The 20,867-nt window shown below is 38.5% G+C and carries 23 protein-coding genes; 15 read left to right on the top strand and 8 right to left on the bottom strand.

All coding sequences use genetic code 11. The features are described from left to right. The first annotated feature begins 3 nt into the window (after window positions 1-3). The 3 genes from JNUCC25_RS16050 (at window position 4) to JNUCC25_RS16040 (ending at window position 1,904) form a co-directional block, all read left to right on the top strand. Entirely contained in the window at window positions 4-1,035 is a 1,032-nt protein-coding gene (locus tag JNUCC25_RS16050) for a zinc-binding dehydrogenase (protein WP_013057896.1), read from the top strand. A gap of 42 nt (window positions 1,036-1,077) precedes the next feature. Further along, entirely contained in the window at window positions 1,078-1,422 is a 345-nt protein-coding gene (locus JNUCC25_RS16045) for a hypothetical protein (RefSeq protein WP_013057895.1), read from the top strand. A 317-nt stretch (window positions 1,423-1,739) separates the two neighbouring features. Next, complete coding sequence (locus tag JNUCC25_RS16040; protein ID WP_013057894.1) at window positions 1,740-1,904, top strand: hypothetical protein; 165 nt, start codon at window positions 1,740-1,742, stop codon at window positions 1,902-1,904. Window positions 1,905-1,985: 81 nt separating this feature from the next. On the opposite strand, the gene JNUCC25_RS16035 is transcribed toward JNUCC25_RS16040, so the two are convergent. Beyond that, complete coding sequence (locus JNUCC25_RS16035) at window positions 1,986-2,240, bottom strand: hypothetical protein (RefSeq protein ID WP_013057893.1); 255 nt, start codon at window positions 2,238-2,240, stop codon at window positions 1,986-1,988. A 362-nt stretch (window positions 2,241-2,602) separates the two neighbouring features. On the opposite strand from JNUCC25_RS16035, the gene JNUCC25_RS16030 reads away from it, so the two are divergent. From JNUCC25_RS16030 to JNUCC25_RS16000, 7 genes are all read left to right on the top strand, one after another. Next, window positions 2,603-3,409, top strand: coding sequence for a cell wall hydrolase (locus tag JNUCC25_RS16030; RefSeq protein ID WP_013057892.1), 807 nt, complete (start codon window positions 2,603-2,605; stop codon window positions 3,407-3,409). A 318-nt stretch (window positions 3,410-3,727) separates the two neighbouring features. Continuing rightward, complete coding sequence (locus tag JNUCC25_RS16025) at window positions 3,728-4,678, top strand: ABC transporter permease (protein ID WP_013057891.1); 951 nt, start codon at window positions 3,728-3,730, stop codon at window positions 4,676-4,678. Next, entirely contained in the window at window positions 4,671-5,618 is a 948-nt protein-coding gene (locus JNUCC25_RS16020) for an iron chelate uptake ABC transporter family permease subunit (RefSeq protein WP_029322849.1), read from the top strand. Before JNUCC25_RS16025 ends, JNUCC25_RS16020 begins: the two co-directional genes overlap by 8 nt. Further along, on the top strand, window positions 5,612-6,370 hold the full coding sequence (locus tag JNUCC25_RS16015) for an iron ABC transporter ATP-binding protein (RefSeq protein ID WP_013057889.1): 759 nt from the start codon (window positions 5,612-5,614) through the stop codon (window positions 6,368-6,370). The genes JNUCC25_RS16020 and JNUCC25_RS16015 overlap by 7 nt, the downstream gene beginning before the upstream one ends. A gap of 23 nt (window positions 6,371-6,393) precedes the next feature. Next, the gene (locus tag JNUCC25_RS16010; RefSeq protein ID WP_029322847.1) at window positions 6,394-7,350 is read left to right on the top strand and encodes a siderophore ABC transporter substrate-binding protein; all 957 of its coding nucleotides are present in this window, start codon (window positions 6,394-6,396) and stop codon (window positions 7,348-7,350) included. 334 nt (window positions 7,351-7,684) lie between these two features. Further along, the gene (locus JNUCC25_RS16005) at window positions 7,685-8,539 is read left to right on the top strand and encodes a manganese catalase family protein (protein WP_013057886.1); all 855 of its coding nucleotides are present in this window, start codon (window positions 7,685-7,687) and stop codon (window positions 8,537-8,539) included. Between the two features lie 255 nt (window positions 8,540-8,794). Continuing rightward, window positions 8,795-8,935 carry a hypothetical protein gene (locus tag JNUCC25_RS16000; protein WP_170960213.1) on the top strand — a complete coding sequence of 47 codons (141 nt, stop codon included), beginning with the start codon at window positions 8,795-8,797 and terminating at the stop codon, window positions 8,933-8,935. A gap of 468 nt (window positions 8,936-9,403) precedes the next feature. On the opposite strand, the gene JNUCC25_RS15995 is transcribed toward JNUCC25_RS16000, so the two are convergent. The 3 genes from JNUCC25_RS15995 to JNUCC25_RS15985 form a co-directional block, all read right to left on the bottom strand. Next, a complete protein-coding gene (locus JNUCC25_RS15995; RefSeq protein ID WP_013057883.1) occupies window positions 9,404-10,483 on the bottom strand; it encodes a PrsW family intramembrane metalloprotease in 1,080 nt (359 codons plus the stop codon). A gap of 276 nt (window positions 10,484-10,759) precedes the next feature. Further along, a complete protein-coding gene (locus JNUCC25_RS15990) occupies window positions 10,760-11,008 on the bottom strand; it encodes a hypothetical protein (protein WP_029322842.1) in 249 nt (82 codons plus the stop codon). A gap of 22 nt (window positions 11,009-11,030) precedes the next feature. After that, the gene (locus JNUCC25_RS15985; RefSeq protein ID WP_013057881.1) at window positions 11,031-11,645 is read right to left on the bottom strand and encodes an NAD(P)-dependent oxidoreductase; all 615 of its coding nucleotides are present in this window, start codon (window positions 11,643-11,645) and stop codon (window positions 11,031-11,033) included. A gap of 535 nt (window positions 11,646-12,180) precedes the next feature. Between JNUCC25_RS15985 and JNUCC25_RS15980 the strand changes: the two genes are divergently transcribed. Next, complete coding sequence (locus JNUCC25_RS15980) at window positions 12,181-13,668, top strand: hypothetical protein (RefSeq protein WP_029322840.1); 1,488 nt, start codon at window positions 12,181-12,183, stop codon at window positions 13,666-13,668. Window positions 13,669-13,969: 301 nt separating this feature from the next. Here the strand turns inward: JNUCC25_RS15980 and JNUCC25_RS15975 are convergent, their stop codons facing one another. Continuing rightward, window positions 13,970-14,677 (bottom strand): DUF421 domain-containing protein, encoded by a 708-nt coding sequence (locus JNUCC25_RS15975; protein ID WP_064471857.1) that lies wholly within the window; start codon window positions 14,675-14,677, stop codon window positions 13,970-13,972. A 342-nt stretch (window positions 14,678-15,019) separates the two neighbouring features. On the opposite strand from JNUCC25_RS15975, the gene cspD reads away from it, so the two are divergent. After that, window positions 15,020-15,217, top strand: coding sequence for a cold-shock protein CspD (cspD, locus tag JNUCC25_RS15970; protein ID WP_013057877.1), 198 nt, complete (start codon window positions 15,020-15,022; stop codon window positions 15,215-15,217). 242 nt (window positions 15,218-15,459) lie between these two features. Beyond that, window positions 15,460-17,037: a peptide chain release factor 3 gene (locus JNUCC25_RS15965; protein ID WP_029322836.1), complete on the top strand. Its 1,578-nt coding sequence runs from the start codon at window positions 15,460-15,462 to the stop codon at window positions 17,035-17,037. A gap of 97 nt (window positions 17,038-17,134) precedes the next feature. On the opposite strand, the gene JNUCC25_RS15960 is transcribed toward JNUCC25_RS15965, so the two are convergent. Continuing rightward, complete coding sequence (locus tag JNUCC25_RS15960; protein ID WP_013057875.1) at window positions 17,135-17,461, bottom strand: DMT family transporter; 327 nt, start codon at window positions 17,459-17,461, stop codon at window positions 17,135-17,137. Beyond that, entirely contained in the window at window positions 17,458-17,991 is a 534-nt protein-coding gene (locus JNUCC25_RS15955) for a TetR/AcrR family transcriptional regulator (RefSeq protein ID WP_013057874.1), read from the bottom strand. Before JNUCC25_RS15955 ends, JNUCC25_RS15960 begins: the two co-directional genes overlap by 4 nt. A 221-nt stretch (window positions 17,992-18,212) precedes the next feature. Between JNUCC25_RS15955 and JNUCC25_RS15950 the strand changes: the two genes are divergently transcribed. Next, on the top strand, window positions 18,213-18,788 hold the full coding sequence (locus JNUCC25_RS15950) for a poly-gamma-glutamate hydrolase family protein (protein ID WP_013057873.1): 576 nt from the start codon (window positions 18,213-18,215) through the stop codon (window positions 18,786-18,788). On the opposite strand, the gene JNUCC25_RS15945 is transcribed toward JNUCC25_RS15950, so the two are convergent. Further along, the gene (locus JNUCC25_RS15945; RefSeq protein ID WP_035439049.1) at window positions 18,739-19,293 is read right to left on the bottom strand and encodes an HAD-IIIA family hydrolase; all 555 of its coding nucleotides are present in this window, start codon (window positions 19,291-19,293) and stop codon (window positions 18,739-18,741) included. The two genes, JNUCC25_RS15950 and JNUCC25_RS15945, sit on opposite strands and share 50 nt — an antisense overlap. 147 nt (window positions 19,294-19,440) lie before the next feature. Here JNUCC25_RS15945 and JNUCC25_RS15940 point away from each other — a divergent pair, with 147 nt between their 5' ends. After that, window positions 19,441-20,763 carry an AlbA family DNA-binding domain-containing protein gene (locus tag JNUCC25_RS15940; protein ID WP_013057871.1) on the top strand — a complete coding sequence of 441 codons (1,323 nt, stop codon included), beginning with the start codon at window positions 19,441-19,443 and terminating at the stop codon, window positions 20,761-20,763. Window positions 20,764-20,867 lie beyond the last annotated feature (104 nt).

The raw sequence follows: 20,867 nt of genomic DNA, 5'->3' as shown, positions 1-20,867 counted from the left end.
AAAATGAAGGCAGTCATGAAGGTAGAGCCAGGCTACGATAAGATGCTGTTAAAAACAATCCCTGAATTAGAAGTTCAGAAAAACCAAGTGAAGATTAAAGTAGCGTATACCGGAATATGCGGTACGGATATTCACACGTTTACAGGTCAATATAAAAATTCCCAGACGCCGGTTGTGCTTGGGCATGAGTTTTCCGGTATAGTCGTTGAAGTAGGGGAAGCTGTAACAAAAGTAAAAGTTGGCGATAAAGTAACGAGTGAAACAACATTTGTGACGTGCGGAGAGTGTGATTATTGCTTAGAAAAAGACTATAATCTGTGCGCTCATCGAAAAGGAATAGGCACACAAATAAACGGCAGCTTTGCTGAATATGTTATTTCACGTGAGGAAAGTGTCCATGTGCTACCAGATGCAGTCGACCTAAAAGCAGCTGCTTTAACTGAGCCTCTAGCTTGCTGCGTTCATGCAGCTTTAGAAAAAACAGTTGTTAAAAAAGAAGATAAAGTATTAATTTTTGGTCCAGGTCCCATTGGTTTACTGCAAGCGCAAGTTGTAAAAGCACAAGGAGCGTTTGTTATATTAGCAGGTATAACAAAAGATCAGAAGCGTTTAGAGTTAGCTAAGTCTTTAGGAATCGACGTAACTGTAGATATCCAAAATGAAAGCTTAGAAGAAATTGTGCTAACCTATACAAAGGGATACGGTGTTGACAAGTTATTTGAGTGTTCAGGTGCTGTCCAGGCGTTAAACCAAGGGTTGCCTCTGGTTAAGAAAAAAGGAACGTTTGTACAAGTAGGGATTTTCTCCGAAAAATTAAACCTTTTAGATCAAGAATCTATCATTCAAAGGGAAATTACATATATTGGAACGCGTTCTCAGAAACCAAGTTCTTGGCATATTGCTTTGAAACTTCTTGAAGAAAAGAAAATTAATACAGAGAAAATGATCACTAAAATTGTACCTCTTGATTATTGGCGTCAAGGATTCGAAGCCGTTCTATCAGGTAATGAAATAAAAGTGCTTGTTCAGTCGTAGAAACGAACTATATAAATAATGTAAATCAGGGAGGGAGGAAGTGTGAAAGATACCCAAATGGAAGCAGGTTTATATTGTAACAGTTGCAAAGAAGAGCTTCCTCACCACGTTTATTATATTAACGGCAAAATTGTACGCGTAGAGTGTCAAGAATGTAGGCGTACAATGGTATTTAAAGTTGATGTTTTGAAAGAGTTCTATAAAGAGGTCTACAAGCGTGTCTTTACTAAACCTAACCGAGTATCAAAAGAATATAAAAAAGATATAAATAGATTTTTAACTGGAATTCCGATAAGGTTAGTGAGCAAGCCTTATCGTCTAATGAAAGATTTTAATGAATCCATGCATACTATTCACCGTTACAAAAAACGAACTGCTAGAAAATAAAGGGCGGGTTGCCTGTTGTTATAGCTGGTGCATCAATGCGTTTTTTCTAGCTACATAAAAAAGCTGCTTTCTATACATTAGATGTATAGAAAGCAGCTTTTTTACGTGACAGTTTCAAACTTCAGGGTGTGAGGTGGGATAGTTTTTGTTTACCCGTCTATATCTAAATAAAACAATCTAAATGATAATGAAGTAGAAATTATTTATTCCGTTTGTTTATAAATTGTTTAAATATAAGATGAAGCAGTTTAGCTTTGGAAAATAAGGGAAGAAGCATACTAACTTGCCTGTGTATATTTAGAAAAGGAGGGATAAAGATGTCGTTAGCTCATTTTGATGATATTTCAGAAATTTGCTATGCATGTGAAAAACAGCCTCTTGGGAAAAGACAAAAACGCATTGGCGTATGGACGGAAAAAGAAATGAGAAAGCCTGTTGAAGAGAGAGTAGAAAATCAGAAGGTGGTCGCACTTTCTCGTTAATGCAAAAAAGCCTTTAGCTCATCTAAAGGCTTTTTTACGTATTGGCGTTTGGACATGTGTGAAGGATCATAGAAGCAATCGTTATAAATCTTCTAGTCTTTGAACTTTTTTGCCTTCTATTTTATGCTGTTCCATCGTTTCTTTTAACTCTTTGTTCGCCGTTGTCATCGTTGTTTCATTTGTTACGCCCATAAATGACCAGCCGTGAGATTCAAGCCAGTACTTGAATTCCCGCAAAAACTCTTCCTGCGTTCCTCCCGTATGATAAAAAGCTCCTTGAATTGTAATAGCCGGTTTCTCCGTGTTATACGTCACATACATTTTATTTGCACACATCCAAATAGACCTCCTTTATTAATAAACAAACGTAAATTGACAAAGAAGCGCTGAACCATTCCTCAATAGTTACACTATTTCTCTATTTAACTGCTGTTTTCCTTTTTATCTCTGCGATTAATCATAATTAAATCAAGTTTTTTACAGAAAGAGGAATGTAAGTAAACAGATAAAAAGCTCGTTTCGCAATGAAATCGTCATATTTCTACATATTCTTTAAGGGTCATGTAAAAGTTGTAACATAATGAATGGCACTGTAAGAAACTTAATCCAATTAGAACAAATGTTACTGTTTTTTTTAATGAAAAGGCGAATCTATGTGCTAAGGTAATAACAGGTTCAAATTTTAGGAGGTAGTTTTTGTGAGTAAAAAACGTGTAAAAAAATGGGCAGTTGCTTCTGCAGCGTCTGTAGCATTTCTAGCAAGTCAAGGAACAGCATCAGCAGCAGCTTCGCACAAAGTCGTAAAAGGAGATACCTTGTGGGGGCTTGGCCAACAAAATGGGGTTACGGTAGATGAGCTGAAAGGTGCTAATAACCGCCAAAACGACATGATTTACGTTGGAGAAACATTAACGATTCCTGACCAGGGACAAGCACAACCTGCCGCTAGTCCGGCAACATCTGTACATACAGTAGCACAAGGCGAAACGTTATATCATATTGCAACACAAAACGGCATGACTGTGGATCAGTTAAAAGCTGTTAACGGTTTACAAAGTGATATCATTACCATCGGACAAACATTAAAACTTCAAGGAGAAGCACCGGCGCCGGCACAAACTGCTCCGTCTACATCGGTTTCTGCACAAGATCAAGATTTACTAGCTAGATTAGTAGAGGCAGAAGCAAAAGGTGAGCCGTACCAAGGAAAAGTAGCGGTAGCAATTGTGGTATTAAACCGTGTAGCTTCACCGGAATTCCCAAATAACATTCACGACGTTATTTATCAGCAGCTAGGAAACGGCGTATATCAATTTTCACCAGTAGCAAACGGAGCAATTAATCAGCCTGCATCAGAAGAATCAAAACGAGCGGTAAGCGAAGCATTATCAAACCCGCATGAAAACGATGCGCTGTTTTTCTATAATCCGAAAATCGCTGAAAGCCAATGGGTTGCAACGCAGCAAGTAACGGCAGTTATCGGAAACCATGTATTTGCAAAATAAGTAGATTTCTCTCAAATATAAACATATATTTCATATATATGTAATGTTGATGCAAAGAGTCTGCTACAGAAGTATCTTGGTTAAAGTAAAATCCAAACTATTAATATTAATAGTTTGGATTTTTAAGTCTAATTGAACCTTAAAATACCTTAACAGATCCATCTGTTAAGGTATTTTTTTGCTTAAATTTTGAGAAAACCATTGATTATTTAGAGAATAATGATATGATAAAGAAAGTCAATTGATAATGATAATCATTTACACATGATGAAGGAGGAGATAACTAGACTTATAGAGGGAAGAAAGGAGTAAGGAAAGTTGAAGTTTTATCAGTTAATTCTTGTGTTTGCTGTACTATCGATTTTGTCTCTTTTTGTAGGAGTACAAGATCTGTCAGCGATGGATCTGTTTCATTTAACAAAAGAAGAAAGCCAAACGCTGTTTTTCAGTCGTTTTCCTAGGCTTTTGAGTATTATTATGGCGGGAATGAGCCTTAGTATTTGTGGATTAATTATGCAGCAAATTACGCGAAATAAGTTTGTATCTCCAACAACGGCAGGAACGATGGACTGGGCAAGGCTTGGTGTGTTGATTTCTCTACTAGTATTTGCTTCAGCAAGTCCTCTATTAAAAATGAGCATTGCTTTCATTTTCTCACTGGCGGGCAATCTATTGTTTATGAGAATACTAGACAGAATTAAATTTAACGATACGATTTATATTCCACTAGTCGGTTTAATGCTCGGTAGTATCGTAAGTTCCTTAGCTACCTTCATTGCCTACAAATACGATTTGATTCAAAACCTTTCTTCATGGCTGCAAGGCGACTTTTCGCTAGTAGTCAAGGGGAGATATGAACTTTTATACCTTAGTATACCGCTCTTAATAATTGCTTATCTTTACGCAGATAAGTTCACGGTTGCTGGTATGGGAGAAAGCTTTTCAATCAATTTAGGCGTGAAATACAAACAAATCGTAAACATTGGATTAGTCATTGTTTCGCTTATTACTTCGATTACGATTTTGACCGTTGGCATGCTGCCTTTCTTAGGATTAATCATCCCAAATATCGTATCGATTTACCGTGGAGATCATTTGCGCAAAAGCCTGCCTCATACAGCGCTGCTTGGAGCTGTGTTCGTACTTGCGTGCGATATTTTAGGCAGAGTCATTATTTTCCCTTATGAAATCTCTATTGGGTTAATGGTAGGTGTAATAGGAAGTGCGATCTTTCTTTTTATGCTGATAAGGAGAGGTCGTTATGCATAACAAACATAAAATTATCATTCTCGCCGCGCTGGCCATTTTATCAGTGGCGCTGTTTATCAGCTATGATTTAGGCTACTGGCAGTACACGCTGCCGCGAAGAATTGAAAAAGTCGCTGCGATTGTTTTAACTGGAGGAGCCATTGCGTTTTCATCCGTTATCTTTCAAACGATTACCAATAATCGAATTCTAACTCCTAGTATTCTAGGACTAGATTCACTGTATTTATTTCTGCAAACGTTTATTGTGTACATCTTTGGCTCAACGAATATTATCATCATGAACAAAAATCTTAATTTTCTTCTTTGCGTTTCGCTGATGATTATCTTTTCGGTCTTGCTTTACATACTGATGTTCAAAAAAGCCGGTAAGAATATTTTCTTTATTTTACTGGTTGGAATTGTGTTCGGAACGTTATTTAAAAGCCTGTCTTCATTTATGGAAATGCTCATTGATCCCAATGAATTTCAAATTGTACAAGATAAATCATTTGCAAGCTTTAACAATGTTAATACCGATTTGCTATACATAGCAGCCGTCATATTTATCCTGCTTGGCATTTACGTGTGGCGCTTTACATCCATTTTTGATGTACTGTCGCTAGGAAGAGAACATGCGGTAAATTTAGGGATTGATTATGACGGGCTCGTCAAAAAAATGCTGATTGTGATTGCCATTTTTGTCTCAGTGGCTACAGCGTTAGTTGGACCGATCACCTTTCTTGGACTGCTTGTTGTGAACCTTGCGAGAGAGCTGTTCAAAACGTACAAGCACACCTATTTAATGATGGGATCACTGCTGCTTAGTGTTATAGCCCTCGTCGGAGGAGAGTTTATCGTTGAAAAAGTGTTCACCTTCAGCACCACGCTGAGCGTCATCATTGACTTTGCCGGCGGAATTTACTTTATTTATTTGCTGCTAAAGGAGAATAAATCATGGTAGAAGTAACAAATGTCAGTAAAACATACGGAGAAAAAACCGTTTTAGAAAAAACATCCGTCGTGATTCCAAAAGGGAAAATCACGTCATTTATCGGTCCAAACGGAGCGGGGAAAAGTACGCTGCTTTCAATTATGAGCCGTCTCATTAAAGCCGACTCAGGATCAATATCAATAGAAGGAAAAAATATAGAGAATATTGACAGCTCAGATTTAGCCAAAAAAATGAGTATTTTAAAACAGTCCAATCAGCTGAATATCAGGCTTAGCGTACGTGAACTCGTAAATTTTGGCCGGTTCCCTTATTCAAAAGGCCGGTTAACAAAAAGCGATGAACAAGCGGTTGATCAGGCGCTGAGTTACATGAAGCTTGAAAGTATTCAAGATAAATACTTGGATGAACTGAGCGGGGGACAGTGTCAGCGAGCTTTTATCGCTATGGTCATCGCACAGGACACGGAGTATATCTTCTTAGATGAACCGCTCAATAACTTAGATATGAAGCATTCTGTTGAAATTATGAAGCTGTTGAAACGTCTCGTAGAAGACTTAGGCAAAACCATTGTGATTGTCATTCACGATATTAATTTTGCGTCTGTCTATTCGGATTACATCGTGGCGCTTAAAAACGGTGAAGTGATCCGTGAAGGCCCAACAGAAACCATCATTCAAACGTCTGTATTAAAGGATATATACGATATGGATATTCCAATCGAAACGGTTGGTGGACAGCGTATTTGCGTGTATTTTTCATAAAATTTATTCATGAGGTGACGAAAGTGAAAAAAGTGTTATTAATGTTTGTAGCAGTCTTAACTGCGATTGTTGTAGCTGCTTGCGGTAATCAAGGAGCAAAAGAAACAACAGGTGGAGAAAGTAAGCAAAAAGAGACGGTAACAGTAACCGATCAGTTCAATAAAGACGGAATTAAAATTGAGAAAAACCCTAAAAAAGTTGTAGTATTCAGCATGGGTGCACTTGATACGCTAGATAAACTAGGGGTTGAAGTAGCGGGCTTACCAAAACAAGCGATTCCTGAGTATTTATCAAAATATCAAGATGATAAGTACGCAAATGTAGGTGGATTAAAAGAACCTGATTTTGAAAAAATTGCAGAGCTAAATCCAGACTTAATTATTATTCAAGGCCGCCAAGCAGATTCATTTGATGAATTCTCAAAAATTGCGCCGACGATTTATATCGATACGGACAACCAGCACTATATGAAGTCATTTAAAGAAAATACAAAAGTACTAGGACAAATTTTTGATAAAGAAGATCAAGCGAAAAAAGAGCTAGCAGCGATCGATAAGCAAATTGCAGATTTGAAAAAACAAGCGGACAAACTAGATAAAAAAGCGCTTGTAATGATGGCAAATGATAGCAAAATGACAGCGTTTGGTCCCGGTTCTAAATACGGATTAATCCACGACGTATTCGGTATTAAAGCTGCAGACGACAGCCTAGATCCATCGGCTAAGCACGGTCAAAGCATTGCATATGAATATTTAGTCAAACAAAATCCAGACTACTTATTCGTCGTTGACCGCGGCGCCGCAATTGGTGAAAAATCATCTGCTAAACAAATTGTTGAAAATGAATATGTAAAAGAAGTCAACGCAGTGAAAAACAATCACGTTGTGTACCTTGATCCAGGCCTTTGGTATTTATCTGGAGGAGGCCTTGAATCAATGACAGGCATGATTAAGGAAATTAAAGCAGGTATAGAGAAGTAATAGAGAAAAAGAGCTGGTTTTAACCAGCTCTTTTTTTGTGCATTCAAAGTATTCACTGTTCCGTATAAGGAATGTAAAAAGACTGCTACGAGCAGTTTTTTTGCTTATAACAAAGGGTGTTATCCACGTGTTTCAATGACGTTGTCTTTTGACTACCCAGAATAAAAAGACCGCATATGGAAACAGTAGTTATGTGCACATGTTAGAAAGATGGCACCACGGAATATGTTAGGAAGAAAAGCAACAGGTACTGTAAGTGAAAAATCCTATAGCGGACAAAAATCTACATAAGCTAGTTCAAAAACAAGCAATGTCAATAAAAGGAGTGTTTGATATGTATTATTACAAAGAAGGATTAATCAATGGCATTAAACCGGATAAGCCCGATCCTGCGGCCGCGAAGGTACTGCAAGAAGCCTTAGGCGGGCAGTTTGGTGAAATGCGGACGATGATGCAATATTTCTTTCAAAGCTCTAACTTCAGAGGAAAAGAAACGCAGTATCGCGATTTAATGAAAGGTGTTTTTTTAGAAGAAATTGCTCACGTAGAACTCGTTCAAAATACTATTAATGCATTGTTAGATGAATCTGGCGGAGCCGGGGTAGGAAGTCAAGGTTCAGATCAGGCTCCTCTTGATGAAGCCGTAAAACATGCTAATCCTCATCACTATATCATGGGCGCTCAAAGCTCACTGCCAGTAGATGCGGGCGGAAATCCATGGAACGGCTCGTGGGTTTATAATCACGGAAATCTAGTGGCTGATTTACTGAATAACGTTGTATTAGAATCAACCGGTGTTTTACAAAAAACAAGAATATACGAAATGAGTTCTAACCAAACGTTAAGAGAAACGCTAGGTTTCTTAATTGTTCGAGATAATGCTCATCAAAATGCGTTTGCAAAAGCTCTTGAAACATTAGGCGTGGACTGGGGAAAACTATTCCCTGTACCAAATTATGATATTAACAAATACCCTGAATGCAGAAAATTTGTCGAGATGGGGTATCATAACACGCAATTTGATTTTAGGTTAGATCCGCACCGAATGGGAGAAATATTCCAAGGGCAGACGCCAAGCAGAAATGGCGGAGACTTGAGCGTAACACCTCCACCGGAAGCTTTTCCAGTCCCTCATTTATCTGAAATGCCAAATGAGCATGCTCCAGGTTTAGGAGATATGAACGCATAAAAGTATGTGAATCGACTTTAATTAAACAAAGCTAAAATAAAAAACATTGACTGGGAGCTAGTAGTCAATGTTTTTTTATTTGCTTTAGCGAAATTCTTTCATTTGTCTAGCGCAAAGCACATCTCGCCATTCCTGTAAGTGCATGGTAAAGGGCTTTTTTACATCTGTTTGTGAATTTATTTGTTTTTTACAAGAAGAAAAGGGAATACTTTCTTTAATCGCTTGTGATAGAAAGCTAATAAGGGGTATGCTGCTATGAGTAACCAAAAAGATGAATTTTTATTTAAACGAGAGCTCTATCGCTTAGTACAAGAATACAAATGCTGTAAAGTTGAAGAAATTAGACGGGCAATTAAAAAGGATATTCTTCTTTTGAAGAAGGTTATAAATAACTAAAATAGATAAACACCGGCAAAAAAGCTCATGTTAGTTAATAAATGAGCTTTTTTTGCTGCTTTAAACTTGTTCAAACGAATTAGTATGTCTATAAATAGTCTCAGGAAGATTATGGACCATGTTAAACAGAGCTAACGCAGTTGTTTCTGGTTCCTCATAACGATAAATGATATCGTTTTCAATGTCGCAGATTTGAAAACCGTTTAATTGTTTTGAATAACTTAGTGTAAACCTATTGGCAAGAGTATGAGTAATGTCGCTATCTCTATAATTTACTAAATTTGCTATCATGTGCTTAATTTCAGTTAGGTTCATCCACCAAGTCACCCTTTCATGTTATTGAAGTTATCATACCATGTACAGGTAGTTTGAATGCTTTTTTTTACAATTTGTAACAACAATTTTCAAAATGAAACATAAAGGTAATAAAAAGTTAAAACGAGCAGCTTAACGCAAGCTGAACATTTCCTATGAGGGGGTAGGTTTTTCTTTGCAGTAGGTCAACTCCAACTTTTTATCTGCGATTTCTTTTAGCCCAATACGAATCATACTGAATACTAAAATCCATAATATAACCGTTAAAATTGTATGTCCAGCGGGCAAAATACCTAGTATAGGTGAGTCCCAAAGAGCGTGCATAAAAACGACAAGCAAAAATACACCGAGAAATTTTGGTTTTATCAACATGCTCCACTGAAATTTCTTATCTCCTTGGACGATGCAGACGGCAGCTCCAGTCAAGGCAGCCCAAGCTACATGTCCTCCAGGAGCAAAAATACTGCGCCAAAGTATTGTAGAATAAAGCATGTGAAAGCTGCCGGAAAGAAGTGCCCGTAAAGCATAGCCAGCGGTTTCAAAAGCAGCAAAACCAGCTCCTATTGCAGCTCCCAAGAGGAGTCCGTTAAGGATATATCTATATTTAAGATTGCGCACAAAATAAATAACCGCGATAACTTTAGCCAGTTCCTCGCATATTCCAATCACGATCACGTTTGTGTTATTTCCAAGAATATCATAAAACACAAGTGCTAATAAAAGTGAGAGGATTCCGCCAATAAAAACGACATAAACAATTTTGTAAATAGCAATATTCTGCGGAGCGTTCATTTCCCAAAAGAAAATGAGCGTAGTAAATGGCACTGCAAAAGCACCGACTACAATAAGACCGGGTATGAAGTTGATGTTTTCGAACAAGCTTACGCCTAGATATAGCCCTAAGTATGCGATAAGCGCAATAAGAAAGACCCTTGCAAAAAGCCAAGGCTTTGGCCATGTATTTACAACTTCTTCTATTTTAGGAGTCGTAAGTCCTGTTCCTACAATAAAAAGCCGTTCAGCTTCCATTTCACTGTGCTGTCGGAAGACTCGAGAGAATATATTTCGAAATTTAGGTTCAACCGAACGTTCATTTCTTGGTATTTTATCAACACGATGGGCAAACAAGTAGAATATGCTGTAGTTTTCATCACGGTCCACGATTTCATGGCCGCAATTTAAGCAGAATTTTACCCCTTCCGGATTAGAATAAGCGCAATGGGGGCATTTCATTTATCTTCCTCCTTTTTCTAGATACAAATCGTTTGACGCTTGTCTTATGACATCTTCTACATATATTATGTGAACTGATGAAAAAAGCATAAGAGGGGTTGATAGGTAATTTGCTTAAATAATGGAATGGTATGTATATAAAAGACAGAAGCTATTGCTAAAAGAGACCTCATGAAACCAAAAAAAGGCTGCGTCATAAGCCGAACATTCGACTTACAGCACAACCTTTTATATGATTGAAAATGTGGATTTAAGCCTGTTTTCTTTACAATGCTTCTACGCAATAAAAAAGCTTCCTGAAATAAAAACGATGACACCAATGACCATCATTAATATTTCGCGGTCTTTTTTTCCTGTTTTTTTATTAGCAGGAAGCAGCGATTTTGAAAGAGGCTTGGCAAAAATTATGACAAGCATGCAAACAGCAGCAAAGATGCCAAGCGCCACCTGAAAATTACCTTCAATAAAGACGCATGCCATTAAAAGTACAAGACTTATTTTTAGAAAAATTTTTGATAGGTTCACTATCAACACTCCTTTAGAACATTTAATACGAAAGACTTAGTGATTTTTTTATGTGCCTGTTGTTTTCTACGGCTTGAAGGAGAAAATGAGCGACGTCAGAACGGCTGATGTTGCGTCCGTTTTCTGGTACGCTAGCTTCTCCTATACGATAATACGTAGTTAATGGACCGCTCGTTAACCCCATTGGCCGAGCAACAGTCCAGTCGAGCCCGCTTACCTTCAAGAGCTTCACGGCTTCGTAATGATCGCGAAGCACATTTTTTAAAATACGCTGAGCAAGCCAGCCCGTCATGCCTGGAATTTCTCCGTCGATTCCGGCAGAAGCCGTGTAGGCGATACGCTGAATTCCGTTTTCGTTCATACATTGAATCAGCAGATTTGTCGTTTCTACTAAAAGGGTAGAATGCCCTAGATTTTCGGTCCCAAGACAAGAAATTACTGCATCACACCCTCGCATGGCCTGACACACTTCATAATAATCAAGCACGTCGCCTTGTATGATGTGTACGTTCGCATGCGTTATCTTAAGCTTAGATGGATTTCTCACAAATGCTTTTACATAATGTCCGTTTTTAATCGCTTGCTTTATTAATTCCTGTCCGGTCCTACCGCTTGCGCCAATCAAAAAAATGTTCATACGATCAACCCTTTCGTTTCAATGTAGGTAGTAAAAACGAAATTTTCTTTTACCATAACACATTTTTCTCGATTTAGCTTGTCAAAACATAAAAGCTGCTTACGAGATTCATCAAAGTAAGAGGTATCCTCTGTTCTTTTTTAAAACTTATGTCATAGACTGTCTAGAAAACAAAGAATTGTACGAACGGTTTATAAAGGTGTTTAATGCTATAGAAGCGAAAGGGTATTATAGGAATAAGGGACGAACAGAAGGGGCGATGCACTATGAAAAAATCGGTAAGCCGAGCACGTATCATCATAGTACTAATAGGTTTTCCGCTCATCTTTTTCATTATGGCGCTTGTGACGGGTGAGTGGCGATATATGACTTGGACCATTCCGCCGGCACTGATGTCATGTTGGACGGCACTCTTTGTATTAAGGAAGCAAGAAGAAAGATAACAGGAAATTTGAACTATTGCATCGAATTTATAGAAAAAGTATAAAATGATAGAAAGCTATAGTAAGAAAATTTAATGAAGGACGGTGTGAAGATGAACGGACAACAGTTATTGTATGGGTTGCTTACGTCTAAAGGCGATATCCTAAGAGCTGCTTATGTGTTATGTGACCACCGCATTTATACGGAAATGTCAGCACAGTATCAGCAAACGGAGCATACGGATTTTCAAGCGTCATTGGTAGAAGAAATGAAATTGCTTGAAAAACAGCCTGAAGTAGACATGCATCTGCATATTTTGCTTGAAATGGCGAAGTTTTTTGAACTTCCCGTTTCTCATGCTACAACAAATGGCGAGCTGTACGAGTTAAGCGATAACATTGGAAATTTGCTTGTATCTAAATACAATGAGCTGTTTTCAATTGCACGCTGTCATACGCTAGAAGACGTAATGCGCCATCAAATCCGACTGTTCTTTCATCTAATTGATTCGCAATACATGATTGCTACAAATCGTCAGCAAGCTGTGTTTCAGCAGCAGCTGATGAATTGGATTGAACAGCTGCCCCCCATGTATCAGGAAAGAATGATTGATGCATTAGGAGAATATCAGCAGGAAGCGCTTGTGAAACTGCTGCAAAAAAAAGGGACAATCGAGCTATACAAACAGCTTCCTCCGCACGCATACCCTGCTATTTCAGACCTTATGGCAACCGTAATGAGTATCTTTATTCCCGTTAATTACCCGCCAGCACTGCTATTTAGTATGAATGCGCCGCTGTTTTTAATGGCGAGCTTTGAAAGTCACGAAATTATTGCAAAACGCAAAGAAGCTGGAACTTTTTTACCGCTGTTATTGGTAGTTGTTCAGCTGATGTGGACGTACAAGCTTGAGCATCAGGATGAGCTGTTGAATTATCAGTCTCTGCTGATCAAGTGGTCATCTGTACACACAGGGTATCAAGATTATATGAAAAAGAAAGAGCAGTCACTGTTTGACCGTGAACGGTTAGACAGCTTTATTTATAAAACAGAGCAGTATGTTAAGCAGCTCCGCGCTACGGAGAAAAAGACGGTGAAACAAATTGAAACGCTCAAAACAGCCATCCGCCATCAGCTTGATGAAATGGAGCTCACATCGTTAAATGGAGGGCTTGTGCTTCAAAAAATGATTGAAGAGCATGAATCATTAAAACAAGATGTAGAAGAACTGCAGCGCAAGCTTTCGATTAAAGGTGACTTCTTCTCTAAAGTAAGGCTGACGTTCCGTTCTGCAGAACGGGCCGTCAAAAGCAAAGTGAAAGAGGTAGAGCGTAAAAAAGTGCTTATGCAAATGACGGACTTTATTTTAGCAAATCGCTTGCCCGTATGCGTGGATATTCAAAATGAAATTTATGATTATCAAGACGAGCTGACGACGACTATTTTTCAAATTAATCAGCAGGTCGAGCTGCTTGAAGAAACAAAACAAAGCCGCCAGCTAGCCGATGCAAAAGTACGCCGCTATGATCAAGAAATAAAGCGATTTGAACGGAACTACTATGGCTTAAAAGAAGGAACCGTTGAAGAAATGGCACAGTGAAACTGGGACAAACATATTTTATCCGAACGAGTTTGATTCTTGATGGAGAATCGAACTTGTTCAGATTTTTCATAGTGGTCGTGAACATAGGTTTTATGTATGTAATTGCTTCTAGCTGTTGATAGGAGAGCAAGGCGAAGACTCCTGCCGGAAAAGCGGAAGCAACGAGGAGGCTCACCGGCCGCACGCGGAAAGCAAAGCCCTGCAAGGAAATCAACAGCCATGTCAAGATAGATCCATACGAACTCATTCACCTCATTTGTCTGTCTTTAGATTGGCGTAATTTAGTTATGTCTCAATCTTATTCTCTGTCTGTAGGAGCGGACAGCTGATCTTTATACTCATCTACATAGAGCATGCCGTTTGTTGACACAACTGCATACAGCACTTGGTTCAACTGAAGCTGACGATTTGAAAGCTCAAGGTTGATCCACTGTTCGGTATATTGAGATGTTAAATTTTTATGAATAATTTCTCCGTCCATGATGAGTTCTACCGGTAAATTCATTTCTTTAAACGGCTTAGACAAAACGTCCTGTTTGGCAATGTTTTGATAAGCAGTTTTCTTTAATACCGACAGTTTTCCGCTTACTTCTAAAACAGCAAATTCTACTTCAGCAATGTTGAACGTTCCTAGTTCTCGTAAATGCTGATTCAAGTCGTCAATAGAATATTTGACTTTTTTCATATTTGCTTCAAGAAGCTTTCCTTTTTCCATAATAACCGTCGGGCGTCCTGTAATCCATTTTCGCAAGCGCCTGCTTTTTAGAGCTGTTGATGCTAAAAGAAAATGAATGGCTACAAGAAAAGCAAAAGAAGCGAACATCGGCAGAAATTTTAATTTTAAATCAAATCCCATATTTGCGATGAACGACCCAATAATGATGGACATCGCAAATGTAAAATGATTATTATGCGTGTTAATTTGTTTTCCAATCAGGAAAGTTGTAATGCTTAAGATAATGAAAGAAACAAAGGTTCTAAGAAGGGACGTGAGAATGTCTTCCATAGGTTGTGATGTCACCTGCTTTCTTATAAATAGAAAGAGTATCTATCTCTATAGCGTTATCCATTTAAAGGATCGTTATACAAGAAAAAACACCAAGAAGAAGTGCGGATAATGCGTTCACATTCGGCTGCTTAAAAAGGGGTGGAAAGGCTGTAGGTAAGGGATCAAAGCAAACAAAAAGAATGTGCAAATTCCTTTGAAATTTTTTGGAGGATTTGTTACAATAAAGGTGCTTATTTTTGTTCGGTAAGGATAGTTCGAAGTGTTCGTCTTGACTTATTGTAAGAGCAGGAATAGAGTAATACACAATGTGTGGATTGTCACACAAGGAGGAAAAGAGATATGTTACAAGGTAAAGTAAAATGGTTCAACGCTGAAAAAGGTTTCGGTTTCATCGAAGTAGAAGGACAAGACGATGTATTCGTTCATTTCTCTGCTATCCAAGGCGAAGGTTTCAAAACTTTAGAAGAAGGTCAAGAAGTTACATTTGAAATCGTTGAAGGCAACCGTGGACCACAAGCTGCTAACGTTCAAAAGTAATTTTTTTTATAAAGTTTAAGCCGATCAGCAGAACGTTTCTCTGGTCGTTCGTTAAACTAAACTGGGAGAAGGCCCCTTTTATAAAAGGGGTCTTTTCTTGTTCGCTTTTTACACCTTGTTGACGATTTCTTTGATTTTGTAGAAGCATTCAAATATGAAAAAAACTAGTCACGCAGTATAAAAAAAGCGTATAATGAAATGATGAAAATAGGAATTGTAGAGCAGAAAGGATTTTAAAACGTATGAACAACCAACTTCAAGAAACGATGGTCGATTCACGTCGTACATTCGCCATTATTTCTCACCCGGATGCCGGGAAAACAACGTTAACAGAAAAAATGCTGTTACTGGGCGGAATGATTCGTTCAGCGGGAACGGTTAAAGGAAAAAAATCAGGCAAGTTTGCTACATCTGACTGGATGGAAATCGAAAAACAACGTGGAATTTCGGTTACATCAAGTGTTATGCAGTTTGAGTATAAAGATCACTTTATTAACATCTTGGATACACCAGGACACGAAGACTTCAGTGAGGATACGTATCGTACCTTAACGGCTGTAGACAGTGCGGTCATGGTTATTGACGGAACGAAAGGGATTGAAGCACAAACGCTTAAACTTTTTAAAGTTTGTCGTATGCGTGGTATTCCTATTCTAACATTTATCAATAAATTAGACCGTGAAGGAAAAGAGCCGCTTGAGCTGCTTGAAGAAATTGAAGATGTACTCGGTATTGAATCATACCCTGTAACGTGGCCAATTGGCATGGGGAAACGATTCCAAGGAACGTATGACCGTTTTTCAAAACAAATTGAAGTATACCAAGGAAACAAAGAGTCATATTTTGCAGACTTTGACGGTGAAAATATCGACGATGAAATTAAAAAACACATCGATGAAATGTATTTACCAGGCTTAGTGGATGATTTATCTCTATTAGACGAAGCAGGTAATGATTTTTCAATTGAAAAAGTAAAACAAGGCCTATTAACACCTGTTTTCTTCGGAAGTGCGATTGCAAACTTTGGTGTACAGTCTTTCTTTAATTCATTTTTACAATTAACATCACCGCCGCAGCCTCGTGAATCAACGAATGGCACCGTTCAGCCTACGGATGAAAACTTCTCAGGTTTCATCTTTAAAATTCAAGCGAACATGAACCCAGCTCACCGCGACCGCATTGCGTTCGTACGCGTATGTTCAGGGAAATTCGAGCGTGGAATGAACGTGACGTTAGCAAGAACGAACCGTAAAATGAAGCTAGCGCAGTCTCATCAGTTCTTGGCATCAAGCCGTGAAACAGTAGATACAGCGTATCCAGGCGATATCATTGGCTTGTATGACTCGGGTACGTATCAGATTGGCGATACCATTGTAGGAGAGGGAAAAGTATTCGAATTTGATGCTCTTCCAAAGTTCCCGCCTGAACTGTTTGTAAAAGTTCGTGCGAAAAATGCAATGAAATCTAAGCACTTTGAAAAAGGGATTAATCAGCTTGTACAAGAAGGAGCCGTACAGCTTTACCGTACGCCGTTCTTTGGAGATTATATTTTAGGAGCAGTCGGTGAACTTCAGTTCCAAGTGTTTGAACACCGTATGAAAGGTGAGTACAACGTCGATCTTGAATTCACGCGCATGTCTCATAACATTGCAAAATGGGTAGACAAATCAACAATTGAAGATCGCATGCTAGATTCTCGCGTGATGCTAGTAGAAGATCGTGATAAACATGCCGTTCTTATGTTTGAAAACGATTTTGTATGGCGTTTGTTCCAGGACAAATATCCATCTGTTAAATTCCTAGACCCGTTTAATCTATAAAAGAGTATAAAAAAAGGAAAACGATACATACTACTTTCATAAGTAGACAGTCGATTTTCCTCCTTTGCTTAAGAGTCAGTATTTACTGGCTCTTTTTTTAGTGAGCCACTGATTTTAAATTTAAAAGAATGACTCCTGCAATGATTAATACGATGCCAAATACCATCGTGAGACTGCCGCTTTCTTTCCAAATAACTACGCCAATCACAGCTGTCACAGCAGTTCCTACACCAGACCAAATGGCATACGCAACGCTGAGTGGAATGTGCTGAAGCGATGTGGAAAGCGCATAGAAAGCAAGACCAAACCCTAATAAAACACCAAGGCTAGGCCAAAATTTTGTAAATCCGTTTGATGCTTTTAACATAGATGTACCAAATAACTCTGAACTAATTGCAATGGCTAAAAATAAATAGGCTTTCATCGAAAACCCTCCTCTGTTAATTTCCGAAGTTGTTGTTGAATCTGTTTTTGCATGTCTGGATCCACGGGTGCGAGCCCAAACATTTGACTGAACCATAATCCGTCAGCTGCTAAACGCACAATGGTAGCAAGGACTGGATCAATGGCGTCTTGTTCAATGTGCTGCTGCCACTTTTCGTATTGCTTTTGAAAGTGCTGCAGGAGTTCAGGATTGGTTGCAATACCTGCAAGTAATCCCGCGCTCATCACTTGTTCACGCTGCAAATCATGAAGCGTCTCAGAGAGATAAGCCCGGCTCCATTTGCCAGGAGAATCGTCATGTTCAACTTGTACGTTTAGTCCGTCATCATATTTCTTTGTGACTGAATACAGCATTTGCTTAATCAATTCATCTTTTGAAGAGAAGTGATACAACAAACCGCCTTTACTGACGCCGGCTTCTTTTGCTACTTTTTCAAGCGTTAACTTTCCAACACCGTCACGCTGTACAACCTGCGTAGCTGCAAGCAATATATCATCAAATGTAGACACATGAATTTCCTCCTTTTTGATTTTCCCTAGAATACTTTACCGTCTGGACGGTTTGTTTGGCAATACTTTTATTTCGAATTTCAAAAAAAATTTTTGTGCACACTAAAATATAAAGTATAAAAACAAAAATAAACGAGTAAACAAAGGGTTAATACCTTTACTATATGAAGAAAAAGAAAAAATAAAGCCTGGGTATATGAAAGAAAGGTGTGAAGAAACAGATGAGGGATGTGTATCAAAGTTTTCAAGAACTATCACAGTGTGAACGAGCGGGAATTGATTACGAAATAGAATGTGTCATTCGCCGGAGAGAAATTGTCGTGCTTGCTATTCACGGAGGAACGATGGAAATTGGGACAGAAGAAGTAGCAGAAAAAATAGCAGAAAAGCTGAACGCAACGGTGTACGTATTTAAAACGCTGAAAACAGAAAATCCGTTTGAATTGCATGTTACGTCTGCAAACTACGATGAAGAAATGGCGCGTCATCTCGTTAAAAAATCAGCGGTCACAATTTCTCTTCACGGTGCCTACAGCGACGTCTGCACGACTTATATCGGAGGAAGAGACGAAGAGTTAGAAAAAGCGGTGCGTCATGCACTCTCAGGTTTTCCGATCAGTGAAACGCCCGTACATTTAAAAGGCGTTTCACCTCGAAATATCGCAAACGGCAATCAGCGGCATAAAGGACTGCAGCTTGAAATAACCACTCCGCAGTATGAACAATTATTGAAGGATAATCAGCTGTTTAACGAGTATGTGAATGCGGTAGTATCGGCTGTGAACTCAGTGATGTAAAGATAAATTCAACAGCTTCCTGTATATTGGCTGCAATAAAGGCTGCTTGTACGTCAGCCCATTTTTCCCGTGCATGTAACGTGTCGTGCCCAGCTCCTGTTAACACTAAAATACATTGTGCTCCTGCTGCACGGGCCGCTACGAGGTCTTTCCACCGGTCGCCAATCACGATGCAGTTAGCCAAATTTAAGCTGTGCTCCTCGGCTGCTTTTAACAGCATGCCCGTCCTTGGTTTGCGGCACGAACAATTGTCCGAATCTTCATGAGGACAAAGGTAAACATCATCAAATCCAAAAGCTAAAAGCTCAGAGATAAAGTCTGATTTCTTTACCTTTCCTTTTGCAATATCGGGCTGATTCGTAAAGGAAAACAACGGAATGTTTTGTTTCTTTATGTCTATAATCGCTTGTTTTGCTTGGGGGAATAGCTGAAAATCACCTGGATATTGTATTTCATTACTGCCGCCAATTGTTCCGTCTCGGTCTAAAAATATTGCTTCAATCATATTAATCACCTCTTTTTCTATCATAATATAAAACAGGATTAATTTGGTAAAAAATTGTTTTTTGAAAAAAATCAAAGAAATATGACTGTCTTTTTACTTCTCATCATATGGATAAGTTAAATAGAAGTGGTGAGGAGGGGAAGACAAGTGAACGAAGAATCGTTTTATTCACCATTTATAAGCGAAGACGGAAAGAAAAAAACAATTGGAGAAATTGAGTTTTCAGATGTGCAGCGCATGATGGAAAAACATTTAGAAGAAGGCTATCAGCTTGAGTTCAAGCGCGAAGTAAGCTCAACGGTCAAACGGAAAATCCCAAATATCATCGCTTCGTTTGCCAATGAAAAAGGAGGGTGGCTTATTTTTGGCGTAGATGAAGACGACCATTCCATTAACCTGCTCGAGCGCAAGGAATATGAGCTGTTTATTAATAATATGCTTAAAGATGTCACCAATCCCATTCCTCGTATCGTTACGCGTTTTTTATCACCTGAAGATCACCCCAGGCAAGGTGTTTTTGTTATTTGGATTCCCGAAGGTCCGAACCCTCCGTACATGTCTTACGGGAAAATTTACAGAAGAATTGGAAGCGGCACATCTCCGGTTACGGAAATCGATGATCGCTATCATTTAGATCGACTCTATCAAAAATCCGAGGATCAAACGCAGCGAATAGAGGAATTTTGCACAAAAGAACTGTCTATCTATAACAGAAAATGGCCGATGCATGGGAAAAGCTATATTCATTACGGGATGTGTAATATGTACGTGCTGCCACTATATGATTTGCATTTAGTTGAACAAATGGAAGAAGAACGGTTAAAACAATATATTTTAAGCAAGTCTAGCGAGCCAAAACACTATCGTTTGGACGACGAGAGTACGGTGATGCTGCATACACCGTTTGTTAAAGCCTCTTATTCAGCGGAATCCATCATTTTTCGAAGCACAGATGTGATTGATGCGTATGATAAAACAATTGCGTGGGAGCAGTTTTATAACGGATCAGCTAAGTTTCATATTCCTATTCCGTACATGGAAGAATCAAAACAAATTCATGACGTATTAAAGTCAAGTATCTCAAGCTACATCGATGAGACGATTTTTGAGCAGTTTCAATATATAAACGGACCCTTTTTTCTCACATCTTTAATCAGCTGCATCGGCGGATACATTGATTGTATGATGGAATTAAAAGCAGAGCTGGAAGATATGATTATTGTGATTGACTTAGAGAACGTTCGAAACGATGTGCTTTACTTTCCGCATGAGCAATTTCAAACATTTTTAGAAGAAGAAGGGCTCGTCTTTTCAGATAAAAAGCAATACCGATTTAATCGATCATTTAAAACGACAAAATTGGGAGGTAATCTGGAGCTTCTTGCCTACGTTGATTATATCGTGACAGCGTTTGGCCTTTCAAAAAACCAGTCCATTGACTTTCTTAAACACTCATTAAATCAAGGATAAAATATACAATTTTTTGACAATAACTAAAAAAATGACAAAAGTGAAAAAAAGTATGATAATATCTTTCGTAAGTAATGAGCAAGTAAAGAAGAGAAAGGGGACTC

Source organism: Priestia sp. JNUCC 25, assembly GCF_053667915.1.
The sequence above is the reverse complement of the archived record's forward strand: the minus strand, read 5'-3'. Positions and strand labels throughout refer to the sequence as shown.